Genomic DNA, 17,661 nt, shown 5'->3' with positions numbered 1-17,661 from the left:
CGGCGGTGCGATCAGGCTTCGGCATGATCACCGGGCGAGCGCGCCGCGCCATTCCTCGATCGCGGCATCCCGCAGGGCTTGCGCTTCGTCGGCAGGGAACAGCAGCGATGTTTCGGGCAGGACCAGGCCGCCAAACCCCTCTGGCAGGCCGCCGGCAGGGGTCTTGGCCGGATACATCCAGTTCGTCTCGGGGATTGCCGACTGGAACGCATCGGACACCATGAATTCCATGAAGCGCCGCGCCAGTTCTGGCTGTTTGGCATTGGCCAGCACGCCTGCCACCTCGACTTGCAGGTAATGCCCCTCGGAAAATGCCGCCGCCGCCTTGGACTCGTCGTTCTCGGCGATCAGGTGATAGGCGGGGGAGGTGGTATAGGACAGCACCATATCCGCTTCGCCCTTCAGGAACAGGTCATAGGATTCCGACCAGCCCGGCGTGACCGTCAGGATATTGTCCGCCAACTTGCCCCAGATCTCCTCGGACCTGCTGCCGTAGGCCGCCTTGACCCACATCAACAGGCCAAGTCCCGGCGTGGACGAGCGGGGATCCTGGATCACGATTTTCAGATCCGACTCTGCCAGGGCCTCGATGGATGTTGGGGGCGAGGGCACGCGTGTGGTGTCATGGACAAAGGCAAACCATCCCCAGTCAAAGGGCAGAAAGTTCGCATCGCTCCAGTCAACGGGCAGATCCAGGGTGGCCGCGACACCATGAGGCGCAAACAGCCCGGTCTCTGCGGCGGCGGCCGTCAGGTTGGTGTCCAGTCCCAGCACGACATCCGCCTCGGACCGTGCGCCTTCCAGCCGCAGGCGCGCCAGAAGCGCGGCGCCGTCGCCTGCCGGAATGAACCGCAGGTCACATCCGCATTCTGCCTCGAAGGCTTTTTCCACCACGGGTCCGGGGCCCCAGTCTGACGCAAAGCTGTCATAGGTCAGCACCGTCAGGACAGGCGTGTCCGCCATCGCCAAAGTGCTCGCGGCCATCAGGCCACAGGTCGCAAGGAAGGGAGCTTTCATCATGTCCTCCAGTTGCGACGGAACAGGTCGGTACCGGAGATCGCTCTCGCACCTTCCCTCCGCCGGTATGATCCGGTTCAGGTTCGACGGGTTCGCTTGCGCATCTCAGCCGGCGGAACATCCGCAGGCACCCCGAGGTGGGGCAGAGCATAGACCACATGGCGTCAGACACAAGGGGGATGGACCGTTGCGTAGAACCGCGATTCCGCCCGCTGTCGGATCGTGCGGTTGATGGCCGCCGGGCCGGGCGTGCGGGCAAAGGAAAGGCGGCCGCCCGTCCGGGCAGCCGCCTTTATCGCGTATCTGCATTTGGTTCCTCGACGCCGCGGGCTGGGTGGGGGCTGTTTCCGCGACGTCGAGGGGAGCTTTATGCAGCTACAAGACTGTTCTGATGCCAGAGCGTGGCGCAACTGCGGGGGAAGCGGGGCATTTTCAGGGCAGCGTTTCCGTTCGGCCCACAGTTTTGCCTCTGGCGCGCTATTGTTCCGCCCGAAGGTGGAATGTCAGCCTGTTCGTGCCCCCCACGCGCGCATATCGGATGCCCTGTGCCAATGCATGAATCATGTACCAGCCGAATCCCCCTTCGGGCATGTCATCCGCCTGAACATCTGGAGCCCTGGCGCCGGGAAGCATGTTGTCGGGCATCGGCGTGCCGTGATCCGTCACCGAACACCATAGCCCCCCCGGTACCGGCTGCACGGACAGTTCGATGTCGCCCTGTGATCCGGCATAGGCATGTTCAACGATGTTGTTCAGCACCTCTGCGATTACAATCTCTGCCGAACACCGCAGATCGTTGGGCAAGATGTCCGGGGAGAAATTCGAGAACAGCCGTTCCAGCGCGTGGCGGACGGCCAAAGGGTCAGCCGGAATCACCAGCCGAACCACGCCGGGGGGGGGCGTATCCTCCATGCGAGGCTGCTCAGCCGACATGGCGCACCCCTGCGGGTGCGTTCGGATGAATGGTGAAAACCTGATCCATGCGGGTCAACCGGAACACCTTTTGCACGGTCGGGGTCAGCGCGGCCAGTTCGAGGTTGCGGCCCGGCCCCGCAAGTTTCTTCACCGCGACCACAGCCCCCAGGCCGCTGCTGTCGAGAAAATCGACGCGCGACAGATCCAGCACGACGCGCGGGGCGGCCGCCTGCAACACCTCGCGCATCCGATCCTTGAAGCGGATGGCCGCAGCCGCGTCGATCCGTGTGGCGTGTATCCTTGCGATCAGTGTGTCGCCAGCGTGTTCGCAGGTGATGTCCATGCCGTACCTTTCCCATGCCGTCCGCTCAGCCTAGCGCCAATCCGTTGACAAACGGTAACCTGCGCCCCTTTCGCACCGGCTCTGCTCGGCCTATCGTTGCACGAAGCCTGAAGGGAGCCCGCCATGACCTGCGTTTTCGTCCAGTTCCTATGCCAGCCCGGCAAGACCTACGAGGTGGCCAATGCCGTCTGGGATGCCGAAGTCGTGTCAGAACTCTATTCGACCTCGGGAGAATATGACCTGATTGCAAAGGTCTACATTCCGGATGGCGCCGATGTCGGACATTATCTTGCAGAGCGACTGTTCGGCATTCCCGGCATCGTGCGCACGTTGACCACCATGACCTTCAAGGCGTTCTGAGATGCCGGGCATCGCCGTTGTGACCGGCGCCTCGGATGGGATCGGGGCCGCAGCCGCCCGCGCCCTGCTTGCGGCCGGATGGCAGGTTGCCCTGCTGGCCCGTCGCAAGGCCGCGCTGGAGGCGGTGGCCGCCGGCCATGCCGCCGCGCTGCCGCTGATCTGCGATGTGACCGATCCGGCGCAGGTTCAGTCCGCGTTCGGGACAGTGACGGCCCGATTTGGCCGCATCGACTTTCTGTTCAACAATGCGGGCATTTTTACACCGGCGGGGCTGATCGACGAGATACCGCTGGAGGACTGGACGCAATCGGTCGCGGTGAATCTGACCGGCATGTTCCTGTGCGCCCGCGCCGCCTTTGGCCAGATGCGGCGGCAGACACCCCAGGGCGGGCGTATCCTGAACAACGGCTCTGTCGCCGCCCAAGCGCCCCGGCCTGGTGCAGTGTGCTATACCGCAACCAAACATGCGGTGACGGGGCTGACCAAGCAACTGTCGCTGGATGGCCGACCGTTCCGCATCGCGTCGGGCCAGATCGACATCGGCAATGCCCGGACACCGCTACTGGAAAGCCATGTCCGCCGGGTGAAGGCCGCCGACCCGGATGCGCCGGACACCCCCATGATCGACGTGGCGACGGTGGCCGATACCGTGGTGCACCTCGCCTCGTTGCCGCTGGAGGCAAATGTCCAGTCCATGACGCTCATGGCGACCACCATGCCACTTGTCGGGCGGGGATAGGGCGGTCGGGCCGCCAGCTATCGCGCCGCCGCGCGGTCTTCGCAGGTGGTCCGGGCATCTGCGCCGACAACCGGCGTGGCGCCTGCGATCCTGTCCATGGCCTGCGCCATGGCAATGTCCAAGTCCGACAATCCGCCACAATCGTGGGTTGTCAGCGTGACATCGACGATGTTGTATCGGTTGGTCCATTCCGGGTGGTGGTCCATCCGCTCGGCCAGCAGCGCCACCTGCGACATGAACCCCCAGGCTTCGGCAAAGCCAGAGAAGCGCCAGATCTTGCGGATGGCATCGCGGCCCGGCACCATCTGCCAGCCGCCCTCTGCCAGTACGGGCAGGTCGCGGTCGCGGATTGCGGGCGCCAGAGCCGTCATGCGGCACCGCCAGACAGCGCGGCGTCCAGCTCTGTCGCGCGCGCATGGGCCGGACGTGCCGAAAGACGCGCCCAGTAGTCGCGGAAGATCGGACGGTCGGGAACAGTGCCGAATTTCAGCCCCCAGCCGATCTGGCTTCCGGTATAGACATCGGCGGCGCTGAAGCTGTCGCCAGCCAGATAGGCGCTTGCGTCAAGTCTTTGTTCCACTGCTGCGATCACGCTTCGGGCATCTCCATAGCCGACCATGCTCCGGCGATCCTCGGGGACAACCACGCCCAGGGCCGCATTGGTTGCGGCGGCTTCCACCGGCCCGGCGCCAAAGAACAGCCAGCGGTAATAGGCCGCCCGGTCCGGTGCCGGCGGTGCCAGCCCCGCCAGCGGAAAGGCATCGGCAAGATAGGCGCAGATCGCCGCGCATTCGGTCACAACCTGCCCCAGGTGGCGGATCGCGGGCACCTTGCCCATCGGGTTGATCGCCAGATACTCCGGCGTCTTCATCGGTGCCCCATAGTCCAGCATGATCGTCGTATATGGTGCGCCCACCTCTTCCAGCATCCACCGGACGATGGCCCCGCGCGATCGCGGGCTGGTCCAGAAGGTCAGGTCAGTCATGGTCGTCTCCCTGGCTGCGGCGGAACGGCCCAAGGGCCGTTGCCACCTCGATCTCTTCGTCCACGGCCGCACGTTCCGCGTCGAGATAGCGGCCGACCGCGCCGCGAAAGCCGGGATCGGCGATCCAGTGCAAGGAGTGCACCGGACATGGCAGATAGCCGCGCGCCAGCTTGTGTTCGCCCTGGGCCCCGGCCTCGACCCGCGCCATACCCCGCCCGATCGCCCAGTCGATGGCCTGATGGTAGCACAGTTCGAAATGCAGGAAGGGGTGATCTTCGATACAGCCCCAATACCGCCCGAATAGCGTTTCGCGCCCGATGAAGTTCAGCGCCCCGGCGATGGGGTGCCCGTCGCGTTTTGCCAGCACCAGCAGCACATCGTCGCGCAGGTTGGCCTGCACCTCGTCAAAGAAGGCGCGCGTCAGATAGGGCCGCCCCCATTTGCGGTTGCCCGTATCCTGATAGAATTGCCAGAAGGCATCCCAGTGCTCGGGCCTCAGCGCATCGCCGGTCAGCGTCTCGATGGAGCCGCCAAAGGCGCGCGCCGCCGCCCGCTCTTTGCGCAGCGCCTTGCGTTTGCGCGACGACAATACGCCCAGAAACGCATCATATGACTCATAGCCCTGATTCTGCCAATGATACTGCTGCGTTACCCGGTGCAGCCATCCGGGCGCCGCCGTCGCCTCGGTTTCGGTGCAGAAGGTGACATGCGCCGAGGATAAGCCGTTCTGCGCCGCGATCTGTTCGATCCCGCCCAACAGGGCCGCCCGGCCTGCCACCTCCCACTCCGGTCTGCACAGGAACCGCCGTCCCGTCGCGGGGGTAAAGGGAACCGCGACCTGCAATTTCGGGTAGTAGCGACCGCCCGCCCGTTCCCAGGCATCGGCCCAACTATGGTCAAAGATATACTCGCCCTGGCTGTGGGACTTCACATACATCGGCGCGACGGCAACGACCCGCCCCTTGGCCCGCACCACCAACGGGCGGGGCAGCCATCCGCTCCGCTGACCGACCGATCCCGATGCCTCCAGCGCAACAAGGAAGCGGTGGGATGTGAACGGATCCAGCGGAACCCCGCCACCGGGGTTGGCGCAGGCATCCCACTCGGCCGCCGCCACATCGGCGACCCCGTTTGCCAGTGTCACCTCCAGTTCAAGCTGCGCATCCATTCGTCACGCTCCTGCCTGCGTAGCCTTGCTCTGATCCGAATATCTCCGCCAGACTCATCCAGCGCCAGCCACCTGCGATCACGCTTGCGGGATGGTGGCGGGGTATCCTTCGAAGGTGATGTTGCAAGCCATCTTGCGCGCCTCCGTTTCTTCCTCGGCCGAGCGAATGGTCCAGCACAGCACATCCGCCCCCTGCGCGGCCAGTTCCCGCACCCTTGGGCGCATCAGATCCGTCCAGTTGTGCGAGACAAAGCTGGCACCGACCCGATCATAATCGGCAATCGCCAATAGCGACGCGCGGCGTTCGGCGGGCAGGTCATCCGCGCCATGGCCGCGCCATTGCCAGGTGGTAAGGCCGCGGGGAACGCGCGGCAGAAGGCGCGCCATCTGTGCCATGGAATGCGGGTTGAACGACATGACCGCCAGATCTCCGGCGTATCCTGCCAGCAGCCGGGCCGTTGTCGCCTCCAATGTGCCGACGCCGGGGCCGAAGCCGCGATCCTGATCCTTCAGCTCCACCAGCAAGGGCACGCGGCCGGACACCAGATGCAGCACCTCTGCCAACGAGGGGATCCCCTCGTCGGTGTCGGTCAGCCTGATCCCGGCGAGTTCCGCCGCGCTGCGTGCACGCACGGGGCCTGCGGCCTGCGTCAGCCGGTCCAGATCGTCGTCATGGAAGACCATGGCGTGACCATCGGCGGACAGTTGCAGGTCGATCTCTATGGCATAACCGGTATCAATGGCCGCGCGGATGGCCGCGCGGCTGTTTTCGACCCGACCGGCAGCGCGGTCGTGATACGCCCGGTGCGCAACAGGCAGGCGGCGCAGGGTCTCGGGCAGGCGAGGGCGTTGCATGACGGGATCAGCGGAGCTCGAAGATCGCCTCGATTTCGACCGCCACTCCCAGCGGCAGGGCGGCTGCCGACACGGCAGAGCGCGCATGGCGCCCGGCGTCGCCGAATACCTCGACCATCAGATCCGATGCGCCGTTGACCACTTTGGGCTGATCGGTGAAATCGGCGGTCGAGTTCACAAAGCCCACCAGCTTCACCACACGGGCGATCCCGTCCAGATCCCCACCGCAGGCCGCCTTGGCCTGCGCGATCAGCGACAGCGCACAGCGCCGCGCGGCCGCCGCACCCTCGGCAACCTCCAGACCATCGCCAAGCCGACCCTTGATCAGACCGTTCTCGTCCGAGCTGATCTGGCCGGAAACATAAAGCATCTTGCCGCTGATCACGAAGGGCACATAGTTCGCTGCCGGGGCGGGAGCGGCGGGCAGGGTGATGCCCAGTTCGGCGAGGCGGGCGTCGATGGTTCCGGTCATGTCGTCAGTCTCTCAGCTTTCGCGGAAGGCGCGGTTGAAATAGTCGGTGAAGGGCTTGGTCAGGAACTGCACCGGCGTGCGTTCATCGGTGCGGATAAATGCCTCGACGGGCATACCGGGGATCAGGCGTATGTCACCAAGCTTGGCCAGTTCGCCGGGGTTGAGCTCGATCTCGGCGCGATAGTAAGGGGCATTGGTCGCCTCGTCCACCAGCACGTCGGGCGAGACGATCGTGACGGTTCCGAACACTTCCGGCGTGGTCCGCATGGAAAAGGCAGAGAACACGACCTTGGCTTCCTGTCCGGGGCGGACCTGATCAATGTGCACGGTCGGAACGCGGGTGGCGATCACCAGCGGGCGGTCCTGCGGGATGATGAACAGCACCGGATCCGCGGCGCGCAGCACTGCGCGGGGGGTCGTGACCCGCAGGCCAAGGACAACGCCGGACACCGGCGCGCGGATGTCCAGCCGGGCCATGCGTTCGTGCAGCGCGCGGCGGCGTTCGGCGAGTTCCAGTTCGCGGTAGCCGATATCGCGCAACTGGGTGCTTGCCTCTTCGCGCCGGGTCGAGGACATGCGCAGGATCTCGATCTCGGTCTCGGTGATGCGGCCTTCGGCCTGTGCGCGGCTGGCGGTAAGTTCGCCGACCTGTCCGGCAAGGCGGGCTTCCTCGCGTTCCAGTCCCAGCACGCGGCTTACCTGCGCCAGGCCCTTGCTGAGCAATTCGCGCTGGCTGGCCAGTTCTTCGGCAATCAGGCGGCGTTGCGTGGTCAGCGCCTCTCGCTGGGCGTCGATCCCTTCGATCAGGCTCATGGTCTGCGATTTGCGCTTTTGCAGTTGTTCGATCTGACTGGTCAGCGTTTCGGCGCGCGCGCTGAACAGGCGTTCCTGACCTGTCATCAGATCGGCCACATCCGGCGCTCTGGCCGAGACTTCGACCAGTTCCGCAGGGAAAGAGATGGTTCGGGCATCGTCGCGTTCCGCCTCCAGGCGGCCGCGCCGGGCAAGAATCTCGAAGAACTGCGTCTCGACGATGGTCAGTTCGGATCGCAGCAGGGTTCCGTCAAGGATCATCAGCACATCGCCGGCCTCGACAAAGGCGCCTTCGGTGACGTGGATCTCCTGAACGGTGCCGCCATCGGCGTGCTGGACGATCTGCCGGTTGCGATCGACCTCCAACTGGCCCGAGGTGACAACAGCCCCGGTGATGGTCGTCATCATGCCCCAGCCGACGGTTCCGCCGATCAGCACGGCCGACGTGATCAGGCCAAGCGCCATCGGCCGGGCGACCGACCATTTCGATTTCTGGGGTTGGGTCACGACACGCCTCCCGGTCCGGCAGAGCGGATGATTTCGGTGTGGTTCTTGACCATTTCGCGCAGAACCGTATCGCGCGGCCCAAATGCGGTGCGGACGCCGTTCTCCAGCACCAGCAGCACGTCGCATTCCTGGATGGCTGCCGGACGATGGGCCATGATGATGACGCCCTTGCCTTCGGCTTTCATCGTGCGGATTGCCGTGTTCAACGCCATCGACCCCTCATTGTCGAGGTTCGAGTTCGGCTCGTCCAGCACCAGGATCACCGGGTCGCCGTACATGGCGCGCGCCAGGCCGATGCGCTGCAACTGGCCGCCCGACAGACGGCTGCCGATGGCCGAAATCCGGGTGTCATAGCCTTGGGGGAACTGAAGGATCATGTCATGCGCGGCGGCCTTCTGGGCGGCTTTGACCACGGCAGCGGCATCGGGGGTTGGTGACAGGCGGGCGATGTTCTCGGCAATCGTGCCGTCAAACAGGCTGACCCGTTGCGGCAGATAGCCGATATAGCTGCCCAGCGTGTCGGGGTCGAACTGGTCCAGCGTCGCGCCATCCAGCCGCAGCTTGCCCGCACCCGGACGCCAGACGCCACAGACCGCGCGGGCCAATGTGGATTTGCCGGCACCGGACGGGCCGATCACGCCCATGGCCTGGCCCTGATCAAGGCGGAAGGATACCCCCTTGATCACCGCGACATTTTCCCCCGGAGGTGCGACGGAAATGGCCTGTGCCTCCAGAATGGCGCGCGGGCGGGGCAGGGCGGTCATGTCCTGTTCCACCGGCACGCGCGACAGCAGGCTGGCAAGCCGCCCCCAGCCCTCTTGCGCGCGCTGGACCAACGACCACTGGCCCACGGCCATCTCGATCGGGGCAAGGGCGCGGCCCAGCAGGATCGAGCCTGCGATCATGGCGCCGGGGGTCAGTTGGCCCTGCAACACCAGCCAGGCCCCCAGACCCAGCATGGCCGATTGCAGGAACAGCCGGAATGTCTTGGTCGCAGCACTGAAACCGCCCGTCAGATCCGACGCCTTCATCACCGCCGCCGTCTGCGCCTCTCTCGCACGCGACCAGCGGGCAAAGGCGGCCCCGCGCATCCCGAGGCTCTGGATCAGTTCGGATTCCGATTTGATCTGCTCCGACAGGCGCTCGGCGGCGGCCGTGGTGCCGTTGGCGGTGGTCGTCGGCTCTTTGGTCATGGCCTGGTTGAGCAGCGTGACCATGATCAGGATGCCGCCGCCGACGATGGCCAGCCAGCCAAGCAGCGGATGGAACAGAAAGATCGCGACCAGAAAGACCGGCGTCCACGGCAAGTCGAACATCGCCATCAGCACCGGCGAGACCAGCAACCGCTGGATCGATTCCAGATCGCGCTGCGCGGCCTGGGCGCTTGGCTCGTTGGGCGCCACAGCGGACATGCGGATCGACGCGGCAAAGACCCGGCGGTCCAGCTTGTCCATGAACCGGGCGCCGATACGTGCCGCAACGCGGGAGCGGGCATGGTCCAGCAGACCCATGGCCAGGAACAGGAACACGATCAATCCGGTCAGTGCGACCAGTGTCGCCTCGGAATGCGAACCGAGCACCCGGTCGTAGACCTGAAGCATGTACAGCGGGCCGGTCAGCATCAGGATGTTCACCAGGGCGCTGAACAGGAATACCGCCCAGAAAAGCTTTCGGTTCTCTGCGCGTGCCGCGCGAAGCTCGGCTCTGCCGCGGGCGGTTTCGGGGGTGCTCATGGTTTGGTCTTTCGTGAACGCTGCGCCATTGTTGCAGCTTTCGCTGCGGCGGAAAACGGCCTGATGTCAAAAAAGTGTGCCGGTCTGCGTTGCCTCTGCTGCCCGGCCTGATAATTCTCGGTCGTCACGGAGCCATCACTACGGCGCTGTTGTCTGCGCGACCATAGAAAGTGAACAGCAGGTTTTCCATTGTTTTTTTCCCTGTCTCCAGTTGCCGCCCGCCTTTCGCTGCCGATTCTCGGGCTGTGCCTTCTGGCCGCTTGCGCCGCACCGCCGGTGTCGGATGCCGACCCGTACGAAGATGCGAACCGCCGGGTTCATGCCTTCAACCAGTCGCTGGACCGCAATCTGATCCGTCCCGTGGCGCGCGGCTCTGCCGGGGTGGCACGCGGGCCGGTGGGGCAGGGCGTCAGGAATGTGGCAGGCAACCTGTTCATGCCGTCGGTCATCCTGAACAAGGTGTTGCAGGGCAAGGCAGAGGATGCGGTCCACAACACCTGGCGGTTCGCACTGAATACCACGATAGGGTTGGGCGGCTTGTTCGATCCCGCAGGGGCCATGGGCCTGACAGAACGCGACGCGGATTTCGGGGGCACACTGCACACATGGGGCGCAGGTGAGGGTGGCTTTGTCGTGCTGCCGGTGCTTGGCCCTTCGACCGAACGGGATGCGTTCGGCAAGGTCGTCGATACGGTGCTGGATCCGCTGGGGCATGTGCTGAAGTCGCCCGAAAGCCATTGGGCGCGTGGCTTCAAGGCCGCCTCAAAAGTGGTTGATCGGGCCCGTTTTGGCGACACCGTGGACTCGATCCTGCACGAAAGTGCGGATAGTTATGCCCAGATGCGGCTTTTGTATCTGCAAAATCGCCGTTTCGAATTGGGACAGGAGGTTGCGGATGACGCGTTCATCGACCCGTATGCAGACCCTTACGGCGACTGATCCGCGCCGGCGTGCCTTGCTGGCCGGTGGGGCGGTTTATGCTGGCATGTTGCTGACGGGCACGCCCGTCATGGCGTTCACCGTCGATCAGGCGCGCGCGCTCATTGATCGGGCGGTGGGCGAGGTGAACGGCACGATCAACTCCGGCAAGCCCGAGGCAGCGATGCTGAAGGACTTCGAGGGTATCTTTACCCGCTATGCCGATGTGCCGACGATTGCCCGTTCGGCCCTGGGGCCTGCGGCGCGTTCCGCCAGCGCATCGCAACTGGCGACCTTCACCGAGGCGTTCCGCGTCTATATCGCCCGAAAATACGGCCGCCGGTTCCGCGAATTCATCGGGGGACAGATCGAGGTGACAGGCGCCCAGCCGCTGAAAAGCTACTATGAGGTGGTTTCCGTCGCCAAGCTGCGTGGGCAGTCGCCGTTCGATCTGCGCTGGCATGTGTCGGACCGTTCAGGCCGGCAGTTGTTCTTCAACATCATCATCGAAGGTGTGAACATGCTTGCGGCGGAGCGGACCGAGATCGGTTCCATGCTTGATCGCCGCCGGGGCGACATCAACGCGCTGACAGCGGATCTCAGGTCGATCTGACGCGCCCTGGCCGGGGGTATTGCCGCAGGGCGGCGATTCCCCCTCGCACGCGGGGCGGGCATTGCCTATAACCAGCGCGACCCTGCCTGCCGGAGACCGCGCCATGCCTGCCGCCCTTTCCCCCATCGACAAGGCCAAGTTCGTGGCCGCCCGTCGCGCCGTCGCCTTTGTCGAGGACGGGATGCGGCTTGGTCTTGGAACAGGGTCCACCGCCGCCTGGATGGTGCGCTGCCTGGCTGACCGGGTGCAGAACGAGGGGTTGCGGGTAACTGGTGTGCCAACATCGACCCGCACTGCGGAACTTGCGCGCCAACTGGGCATCCGCATCACCTCGCTGGACGAGGCGAAATGGCTGGACCTGACCATTGACGGCGCTGACGAGTTCGATGCGAACCTTGCGTTGATCAAGGGCGGCGGCGGGGCGTTGTTGCAAGAAAAGATCGTTGCGACCGCCTCGGACCAGATGATCGTCATCACGGATGCGGCCAAGGAGGTTGCACATCTGGGCGCGTTTCCCCTGCCGGTGGAGGTGATCCCCTTTGGCTGGCAGACGACGCGCGCGCTGGTTGGTGAAACCCTGGGCAGCCTGGATGTGCTGGGCCGCGAGGTGACGTTGCGCATGAACGGTGACCGGCCCTTTGTGACCGACGAGGGGAACTATATCCTTGATCTGCATCTGGGCCGCATCGACAACCCGCGCCAGTTGTCGCTGGTGATGAACCAGATCCCCGGTGTGGTGGAGAACGGTCTGTTCATCGACATCTGCGATATCGTGATCGTTGGCCATGGTGATGGCCGCGTCGATGTGCGCGATATCAACGCCGGAACCGTCGCGCATGAGGTGGTGGAATTCGCCGATACCGACAATGTTTTCGGCGCGGATTGATCCCGTAGCATCGCCTGCAAGGAGACAACATGACGTTCGACGTTGATCTTTTCGTCATCGGTGGCGGCTCGGGCGGTGTGCGCGCGGCGCGGATCGCGGCATCCGAGGGTGGCGCGAGGGTGGCCCTGGCCGAAGAATACCGCATGGGCGGCACCTGCGTCATCCGCGGCTGCGTTCCCAAGAAGCTGATGGTCTATGCCAGTGCCTTTCCCGGTCAGATCGCGGATGCGCGGGCCTATGGCTGGGATGTGTCTGCTGGCGGATTCGACTGGTCCCGGTTCCGTGCCACGCTGGATCAGGAACTTGTCCGCCTCGAAGGCGCCTATCGCAGCGGCCTGCTGAACGCGGGCGTGACTGTGCATGACAGCCGCGCGGTGGTCGAGGATGCCCATACGGTGCGGTTGGCCGATGGCCAACGGATCACGGCCAAGCACATACTGATCGCCACCGGAGGGCGCCCTTTCGTGCCCGAGATTCCGGGGGCGGATCTGGCACTGACGTCGAATGACATGTTCCTGCTGGACAGGCTGCCAAGCTCGGTGCTGATCGTGGGCGGCGGGTTCATTGCCTGCGAATTTGCCTGCATTCTGAACGGGCTGGGCGTCAAGGTCACGCTGGCCTATCGTGGCACGCATGTGCTGCGCGGCTTCGATGACGAGGCGCGTACCCATGTTGCGGATGCCATGAAGGCGAATGGCATCGAGATCTGTTGCGAGGCCGATGTCACCGCGCTGGACAAGGCTGGTGAAGGTATCCGCGCGACCGGAACCAACGGTGCGGGGGGTGTCTATGATGCCGTTCTGTATGCCACCGGCCGCAAGCCGAACACCCAGGGCCTTGGGTTGGAACATCTGGGCGTCGGTCTGGGCGGGAATGGCGAGGTTCTGGTGGATGGTTACAGCCAGACCTCGGTGCCGTCGATCTTTGCGGTCGGAGATGTGACCGACCGTATCGCCTTGACGCCCGTTGCCATCCGCGAGGGCCATGCCTTTGCCGATACCGTCTTCAAGGGCACCCCGCGGCAGGCCGACCATGATCAGGTGCCATCGGCCGTATTCACCCAGCCCGAACTGGGCACTGTCGGACTGACAGAGGCAGAAGCCGCCGCGCAGGAACCTGTCGAGGTGTATGTGGCGACCTTCCGGCCGATGCAGACCTTGTTTGCGGGGCGTCAGGACCGATCCCTGTTCAAGCTGATCGTCAGCCAGGCGACCCGCAAGGTCCTAGGCTGCCACATCGTGGCTGCCGGTGCCGGTGAAATGATCCAACTTGCGGCGATTGCTGTTAAGATGGGCGCGACTAAAGAGGATTTCGACCGCACGGTTGCGGTTCATCCTACGATTGCAGAGGAACTGGTCACGATGAAAACCCCGGCGCGACGGGTCGGAAACGCTTGATTTTCGCGCCGGAATGACCAGTTAGACCGAAACGGACAGAGAAGGGATAAACACCGATGGCGGGAAGTGGAGGACCTTGGGGCGGCGGCTCCGGCGGTGGCGGGGGCGACGACCGGGGTCAGAATGGCGGTGGTGGGCGCAAGGGCCCCGACGGCCCCCAGATCCCCGAGATCGACGAACTGATGAAAAAGGGCCAGGAGCAACTGCGCGTCCTTATGGGCGGGCGCGGCGGCCAGGGCGGCGGTAATCGGGGAACCGGCGGTCCAGGGCGCGGCCCTTCGCCGATGTTCTCGCGTGGCGGCATCCTGCTGGGCCTTGCGGCAGCCGCGGTGCTTTGGGGCATGGCCTCGTTCTACACCGTCAAGCCCGAGGAACGTTCGGTCGAACTGATGCTGGGGGAATTCCGTGGCATCGGCAATCCGGGTCTGAACTTCGCACCCTGGCCATTCGTGACGGCGGAAATCGTGCAGGTGACGGGCGAGCGGGTGACCGATGTCGGCACCGGGCGCCTTGGCGCGATGGATACGGGCCTGATGCTGACGCGCGACCAGAACATCGTGGATATTGAATTCCAGGTGGTCTGGAACGTGTCGGACCCTGCATTGTTCCTGTTCAATCTGCGCGAGCCCGGCGACACGATCCGTGCTGTCGCTGAATCCGCGATGCGGGACATCATCGCGCGGTCCGAGCTTTCGCCCATTCTGAACCGCGACCGCGGCGCCATTGCCAACGATCTGCTGGCCGCCGTGCAGGGCACGCTGGACAGCTATCAGGCCGGGATAAACGTGGTTCGGATTCTGTTCGACCGTGCGGATCCGCCGCGCGAGGTGATCGACAGCTTCCGCGAAGTGCAGGCCGCGCAGCAGGAACGTGACCGGCTGGAGAAAGAGGCCGACGCCTATGCCAACCGTGTGACCGCCGGCGCGCGTGGTGAAGCCGCACGCCTGATGGAACAGGCCGAAGGCTATCGCGCCGAGGTGGTCAACGCCTCGCAGGGTGAGGCAAGCCGGTTCCTCGCCGTCTACGAGGAATACGTAAAGGCGCCGGATGTGACCCGCCGCCGGATGTATCTTGAAACCATGGAACGTGTTCTGGCCGACATGAACAAGGTGATCCTTGATGGTGTGTCCGGCGATGGCGGGCAGGGCGTGGTGCCCTATCTGCCGCTGAACGAACTGAACCGGGGGGTGGGTCAATGAACCGTTCCGCGCTGATACTGCCGGTCCTTGCCGTGATTGTGGCCGTGGTGCTGTCGTCGCTGTTCATCGTCGATGAACGGGAAAAGGCGCTGGTCCTGCAATTCGGTCAGGTGAAACAGGTCAAGGAAGAACCGGGGCTTGGCTTCAAGATTCCGCTGATCCAGGAAGTGGTCAAATACGAGGACCGCATCCTTGGCCTTCAGACCCAGCCGCTGGAAGTGACGCCGCTGGATGACCGGCGTCTGGTCGTCGATGCCTTTGCGCGCTGGCGCATCGTCAACCTGATCGACTTCCGCGAGGCCATCGGGTCTGCCGGTGAAGACGCCGCCCAGGTCCGGCTGAACCGGATCGTCACCGCGGCCATCCGTGAAGTGCTGGGTGGCGTGCCGTCGAACCGGGTGCTGTCCGAGGACCGGACCGCGCTGATGAACCAGATCCGGGACAGTGCGCGTCGCTCTGCGCTGTCGCTGGGGGTCGATGTTGTTGACGTCCGGCTGACGCGCACCGATCTGCCGGAACAGAACCTTGCGGCCACCTATGCCCGGATGCGGGCAGAGCGTGAACGCGAGGCGGCGGACGAGCGCGCGCGCGGCGAAGAGGCGGCACAACGTGTCCGCGCCACCGCGGACAGGACCGTCATCGAGCTGACCTCGGACGCCCGCCGCCAGGCAGAGGTGATCCGCGGCGAGGCCGATGCCGAACGTAACCGCGTTTACGCCGAAGCCTTTGGCCGCGACCCGGAGTTCTTTGCCTTCACCCGCTCGTTGACCGCCTACGAACGCGCGCTTCAGGGGGGCAATTCGTCGATCGTGATGCAGCCGGACAGCACGTTCTTTGAATATCTGCGGTCCGACAGACCCGCACAGCCGCAGGAATGATGCTGGCGGTTCTGGCCATCGGGCTGGTGCTTGTTGTCGAGGGGCTGGCCTTTGCGCTGGCCCCTTCGCGTATGGAGGATATCGTCGCGTTGATCGCCCGGCTTCCCGTCGAGGTGCGGCGGCTTCTGGGGCTGGCCATGCTGGCCGTTGGCGTGGGGTTGGTGTGGCTGGCCCGTCAGATGGGGGCGATCTGATCGCGGCGCAGTCGCGGCGCTTCACAACCGATTGAGAGTTTTGCAACGTGGTTTGCTTTCGCCGGGGCGCTTGCCCATTGTTCGCTCAAGACCGGGCGGGCCCCGGTTTCAGGATGGAGGATTTGCCCATGCATTCACGGGTTCTCGCCCGGCCATTGCCGCAGGTGACGCTGCGGGCCATGTGGCTTGGTGTTCTGGCACTGGCTTTCGCACTTGCCCAGTCCCTGGCCGTCGAGGCGCGCGGCGCCCCGGAAAGTTTTGCCGATCTGGCTGACAAGGTCAGCCCGTCGGTTGTGAACATCACCACGTCAACGGTGATCGCACAGGCGGCCGACCGTCGCCCGCAACTGCCCGAAGGATCCCCTTTCGAGGAGTTTTTCCGTGACTTCATGGACCGCAACAACCGTGGTGGCGATCAGGCCCCCCGGCGCGGTCAGGCGCTTGGATCCGGATTTGTGATTTCCGAAGACGGGTTCATCGTCACCAACAACCATGTCATCGAAGGCGCCGATGATATCGAGATCGAGTTTTTCTCTGGCAACCGGCTCAAGGCCAAAGTTGTCGGAACCGATCCCAACACCGACCTTGCAGTGCTGAAGGTCGAAAGCGATGTGCCACTTTCCTATGTGCAGTTCGGTGATTCCGACCGGATGCGCGTCGGCGACTGGGTGATGGCCATGGGGAACCCGCTGGGTCAGGGGTTCTCGGTGTCTGCCGGGATCGTTTCGGCCCGTGGGCGTATGTTGCAGGGCACCTATGACGATTACATCCAGACCGATGCGGCAATCAACCGTGGCAACTCGGGCGGGCCGCTGTTCAACATGGATGGGCAGGTCATCGGGGTGAACACGGCGATTCTGTCGCCCAATGGCGGGTCGATCGGCATCGGTTTCGCCATGGCATCGAACGTCGTGGACAAGGTGGTCAAGCAGTTGCGCGATTTTGGCGAAACCCGCCGCGGTTGGCTGGGCGTGCGCATCCAGGATGTGACGCCGGATATCGCCGAAGCGATGGCCCTGCCCAAGCCCACAGGCGCCCTTGTGACGGATGTTCCCGACGGTCCGGCCAAGGAGGCGGGGTTGCTGGCCAATGACGTCATCATCAGCTTTGACGGGGCCGATGTTGCCAATACGCGCGAGCTGGTGCGCCGCGTGGCGGATGCCGATGTCGGCAAGGCGGTGCGCGTTGTCGTGTTACGCGACGGCAAGACCGAGACGCTGAGCGTGACCCTGGGGCGCAGGGAAACCGCCGAAGGCGAGGCCCCGGCAGCGTCGGGCAGCGGACAATCGGCCCCGCAACAGGAAGACCTGCTGGGCATGACCCTGCGCGTCCCCACCGAAGAGGAGCGTCAGGCCGCAGGCATGGCCCCCGGTTCGAGCGGTCTGCTCGTGGTCGGTGTCGCCGCAGGTTCCGAAGCCGACAGCAAGGGCCTTGCCGCCGGCGATGTCATCACCGAGGCGGGGCAAAAGCCCGTTGCGGCGCTGTCGGATCTGACCGCGCGCATCACAGAGGCCAAGGAGGCCGGGCGCAAGTCCCTGTTGTTGCTGGTGCGCCGCGCTGGTGATCCGCGTTTCGTTGCGCTGTCGGTGAACTGAGACTCCAGGCTGTCACTCATGGAATGCGCCCCCGGCTCTGGCGGGCGCATTCGCTTTCGGGCCGCCGTGCCGAA

Annotated in this window: 20 protein-coding genes and 1 riboswitch; of the genes, 10 read left to right on the top strand and 10 right to left on the bottom strand. The window is 64.7% G+C overall.

From position 1 onward, the window contains the following. Window positions 1-27: 27 nt before the first annotated feature. From thiB to BW970_RS08245, 3 genes are all read right to left on the bottom strand, one after another. Entirely contained in the window at window positions 28-1,017 is a 990-nt protein-coding gene (thiB, locus tag BW970_RS08255) for a thiamine ABC transporter substrate binding subunit (RefSeq protein ID WP_083701185.1), read from the bottom strand. Between the two features lie 37 nt (window positions 1,018-1,054). Then, window positions 1,055-1,162: riboswitch (TPP riboswitch) on the bottom strand. 332 nt (window positions 1,163-1,494) lie between these two features. Continuing rightward, window positions 1,495-1,950, bottom strand: a complete 456-nt coding sequence (locus BW970_RS08250) for an ATP-binding protein (RefSeq protein WP_083701172.1) — start codon at window positions 1,948-1,950, stop codon at window positions 1,495-1,497. Next, complete coding sequence (locus BW970_RS08245; RefSeq protein ID WP_076529925.1) at window positions 1,940-2,275, bottom strand: STAS domain-containing protein; 336 nt, start codon at window positions 2,273-2,275, stop codon at window positions 1,940-1,942. The genes BW970_RS08250 and BW970_RS08245 overlap by 11 nt, the downstream gene beginning before the upstream one ends. Window positions 2,276-2,398: 123 nt before the next feature. Between BW970_RS08245 and BW970_RS08240 the strand changes: the two genes are divergently transcribed. After that, the gene (locus tag BW970_RS08240) at window positions 2,399-2,635 is read left to right on the top strand and encodes an Lrp/AsnC family transcriptional regulator (RefSeq protein ID WP_076529924.1); all 237 of its coding nucleotides are present in this window, start codon (window positions 2,399-2,401) and stop codon (window positions 2,633-2,635) included. 1 nt (window position 2,636) lies between these two features. Continuing rightward, complete coding sequence (locus tag BW970_RS08235; RefSeq protein WP_076529922.1) at window positions 2,637-3,374, top strand: SDR family oxidoreductase; 738 nt, start codon at window positions 2,637-2,639, stop codon at window positions 3,372-3,374. Between the two features lie 17 nt (window positions 3,375-3,391). On the opposite strand, the gene BW970_RS08230 is transcribed toward BW970_RS08235, so the two are convergent. The 7 genes from BW970_RS08230 to BW970_RS08200 all read right to left on the bottom strand — a co-directional run bounded on the left by BW970_RS08230 (window position 3,392) and on the right by BW970_RS08200 (window position 9,907). Beyond that, window positions 3,392-3,745, bottom strand: coding sequence for a 4a-hydroxytetrahydrobiopterin dehydratase (locus tag BW970_RS08230; RefSeq protein WP_076529920.1), 354 nt, complete (start codon window positions 3,743-3,745; stop codon window positions 3,392-3,394). Then, the gene (locus BW970_RS08225; protein ID WP_076529918.1) at window positions 3,742-4,359 is read right to left on the bottom strand and encodes a glutathione S-transferase family protein; all 618 of its coding nucleotides are present in this window, start codon (window positions 4,357-4,359) and stop codon (window positions 3,742-3,744) included. Before BW970_RS08225 ends, BW970_RS08230 begins: the two co-directional genes overlap by 4 nt. Further along, window positions 4,352-5,527, bottom strand: coding sequence for a GNAT family N-acetyltransferase (locus tag BW970_RS08220; RefSeq protein ID WP_076529916.1), 1,176 nt, complete (start codon window positions 5,525-5,527; stop codon window positions 4,352-4,354). The genes BW970_RS08225 and BW970_RS08220 overlap by 8 nt, the downstream gene beginning before the upstream one ends. Before the next feature lie 78 nt (window positions 5,528-5,605). Further along, window positions 5,606-6,382, bottom strand: coding sequence for a glycerophosphodiester phosphodiesterase family protein (locus tag BW970_RS08215; protein ID WP_076529914.1), 777 nt, complete (start codon window positions 6,380-6,382; stop codon window positions 5,606-5,608). A gap of 7 nt (window positions 6,383-6,389) precedes the next feature. Further along, window positions 6,390-6,854, bottom strand: coding sequence for a RidA family protein (locus BW970_RS08210; protein ID WP_076529912.1), 465 nt, complete (start codon window positions 6,852-6,854; stop codon window positions 6,390-6,392). A 12-nt stretch (window positions 6,855-6,866) separates the two neighbouring features. Then, entirely contained in the window at window positions 6,867-8,132 is a 1,266-nt protein-coding gene (locus tag BW970_RS08205; protein WP_076529910.1) for an HlyD family type I secretion periplasmic adaptor subunit, read from the bottom strand. Between the two features lie 38 nt (window positions 8,133-8,170). After that, window positions 8,171-9,907, bottom strand: coding sequence for a type I secretion system permease/ATPase (locus BW970_RS08200; RefSeq protein WP_076529908.1), 1,737 nt, complete (start codon window positions 9,905-9,907; stop codon window positions 8,171-8,173). A gap of 189 nt (window positions 9,908-10,096) precedes the next feature. Here BW970_RS08200 and BW970_RS08195 point away from each other — a divergent pair, with 189 nt between their 5' ends. From BW970_RS08195 to BW970_RS08160, 8 genes are all read left to right on the top strand, one after another. Further along, window positions 10,097-10,846 (top strand): MlaA family lipoprotein, encoded by a 750-nt coding sequence (locus BW970_RS08195; RefSeq protein ID WP_076529906.1) that lies wholly within the window; start codon window positions 10,097-10,099, stop codon window positions 10,844-10,846. Beyond that, window positions 10,803-11,438 carry an MlaC/ttg2D family ABC transporter substrate-binding protein gene (locus BW970_RS08190; RefSeq protein WP_371870127.1) on the top strand — a complete coding sequence of 212 codons (636 nt, stop codon included), beginning with the start codon at window positions 10,803-10,805 and terminating at the stop codon, window positions 11,436-11,438. Before BW970_RS08195 ends, BW970_RS08190 begins: the two co-directional genes overlap by 44 nt. 103 nt (window positions 11,439-11,541) lie before the next feature. Next, window positions 11,542-12,324, top strand: a complete 783-nt coding sequence (gene rpiA, locus BW970_RS08185; protein WP_076529902.1) for a ribose-5-phosphate isomerase RpiA — start codon at window positions 11,542-11,544, stop codon at window positions 12,322-12,324. 29 nt (window positions 12,325-12,353) lie between these two features. Then, complete coding sequence (gene gor, locus BW970_RS08180) at window positions 12,354-13,721, top strand: glutathione-disulfide reductase (RefSeq protein ID WP_076529900.1); 1,368 nt, start codon at window positions 12,354-12,356, stop codon at window positions 13,719-13,721. 56 nt (window positions 13,722-13,777) lie between these two features. Further along, window positions 13,778-14,920, top strand: coding sequence for an FtsH protease activity modulator HflK (gene hflK, locus BW970_RS08175; RefSeq protein WP_076529897.1), 1,143 nt, complete (start codon window positions 13,778-13,780; stop codon window positions 14,918-14,920). Further along, window positions 14,917-15,798 carry a protease modulator HflC gene (gene hflC / locus BW970_RS08170; protein WP_076529895.1) on the top strand — a complete coding sequence of 294 codons (882 nt, stop codon included), beginning with the start codon at window positions 14,917-14,919 and terminating at the stop codon, window positions 15,796-15,798. The genes hflK and hflC overlap by 4 nt, the downstream gene beginning before the upstream one ends. Further along, entirely contained in the window at window positions 15,798-15,992 is a 195-nt protein-coding gene (locus BW970_RS08165; protein ID WP_308469314.1) for a DUF2065 domain-containing protein, read from the top strand. Before hflC ends, BW970_RS08165 begins: the two co-directional genes overlap by 1 nt. A gap of 128 nt (window positions 15,993-16,120) precedes the next feature. Beyond that, complete coding sequence (locus BW970_RS08160) at window positions 16,121-17,587, top strand: Do family serine endopeptidase (protein WP_371870128.1); 1,467 nt, start codon at window positions 16,121-16,123, stop codon at window positions 17,585-17,587. The last annotated feature ends 74 nt before the right edge of the window (window positions 17,588-17,661 follow it).

Origin of the sequence: Gemmobacter megaterium (genome assembly GCF_900156815.1) — a bacterium.
Classification (GTDB): Bacteria; Pseudomonadota; Alphaproteobacteria; order Rhodobacterales; family Rhodobacteraceae; genus Wagnerdoeblera; species Wagnerdoeblera megaterium.
Note: the sequence above shows the minus strand (reverse complement) of the source record. Positions and strands in the feature narration are given on the sequence as shown.

What these genes read in the sequence shown, in the direction of transcription:
- BW970_RS08250 (WP_083701172.1), bottom strand. Translation starts at nt 1,950, where the DNA reads ATGTCGGCTGAGCAGCCTCGCATGGAGGATACGCCCCCCCCCGGCGTG.
- hflK (WP_076529897.1), top strand. Translation starts at nt 13,778, where the DNA reads ATGGCGGGAAGTGGAGGACCTTGGGGCGGCGGCTCCGGCGGTGGCGGG.
- BW970_RS08245 (WP_076529925.1), bottom strand. Translation starts at nt 2,275, where the DNA reads ATGGACATCACCTGCGAACACGCTGGCGACACACTGATCGCAAGGATA.
- BW970_RS08240 (WP_076529924.1), top strand. Translation starts at nt 2,399, where the DNA reads ATGACCTGCGTTTTCGTCCAGTTCCTATGCCAGCCCGGCAAGACCTAC.
- BW970_RS08225 (WP_076529918.1), bottom strand. Translation starts at nt 4,359, where the DNA reads ATGACTGACCTGACCTTCTGGACCAGCCCGCGATCGCGCGGGGCCATC.
- BW970_RS08200 (WP_076529908.1), bottom strand. Translation starts at nt 9,907, where the DNA reads ATGAGCACCCCCGAAACCGCCCGCGGCAGAGCCGAGCTTCGCGCGGCA.
- gor (WP_076529900.1), top strand. Translation starts at nt 12,354, where the DNA reads ATGACGTTCGACGTTGATCTTTTCGTCATCGGTGGCGGCTCGGGCGGT.
- BW970_RS08230 (WP_076529920.1), bottom strand. Translation starts at nt 3,745, where the DNA reads ATGACGGCTCTGGCGCCCGCAATCCGCGACCGCGACCTGCCCGTACTG.
- BW970_RS08160 (WP_371870128.1), top strand. Translation starts at nt 16,121, where the DNA reads ATGCATTCACGGGTTCTCGCCCGGCCATTGCCGCAGGTGACGCTGCGG.
- thiB (WP_083701185.1), bottom strand. Translation starts at nt 1,017, where the DNA reads ATGAAAGCTCCCTTCCTTGCGACCTGTGGCCTGATGGCCGCGAGCACT.
- rpiA (WP_076529902.1), top strand. Translation starts at nt 11,542, where the DNA reads ATGCCTGCCGCCCTTTCCCCCATCGACAAGGCCAAGTTCGTGGCCGCC.
- BW970_RS08235 (WP_076529922.1), top strand. Translation starts at nt 2,637, where the DNA reads ATGCCGGGCATCGCCGTTGTGACCGGCGCCTCGGATGGGATCGGGGCC.
- BW970_RS08210 (WP_076529912.1), bottom strand. Translation starts at nt 6,854, where the DNA reads ATGACCGGAACCATCGACGCCCGCCTCGCCGAACTGGGCATCACCCTG.
- BW970_RS08220 (WP_076529916.1), bottom strand. Translation starts at nt 5,527, where the DNA reads ATGGATGCGCAGCTTGAACTGGAGGTGACACTGGCAAACGGGGTCGCC.
- hflC (WP_076529895.1), top strand. Translation starts at nt 14,917, where the DNA reads ATGAACCGTTCCGCGCTGATACTGCCGGTCCTTGCCGTGATTGTGGCC.
- BW970_RS08205 (WP_076529910.1), bottom strand. Translation starts at nt 8,132, where the DNA reads ATGGCGCTTGGCCTGATCACGTCGGCCGTGCTGATCGGCGGAACCGTC.
- BW970_RS08215 (WP_076529914.1), bottom strand. Translation starts at nt 6,382, where the DNA reads ATGCAACGCCCTCGCCTGCCCGAGACCCTGCGCCGCCTGCCTGTTGCG.
- BW970_RS08165 (WP_308469314.1), top strand. Translation starts at nt 15,798, where the DNA reads ATGCTGGCGGTTCTGGCCATCGGGCTGGTGCTTGTTGTCGAGGGGCTG.
- BW970_RS08190 (WP_371870127.1), top strand. Translation starts at nt 10,803, where the DNA reads ATGACGCGTTCATCGACCCGTATGCAGACCCTTACGGCGACTGATCCG.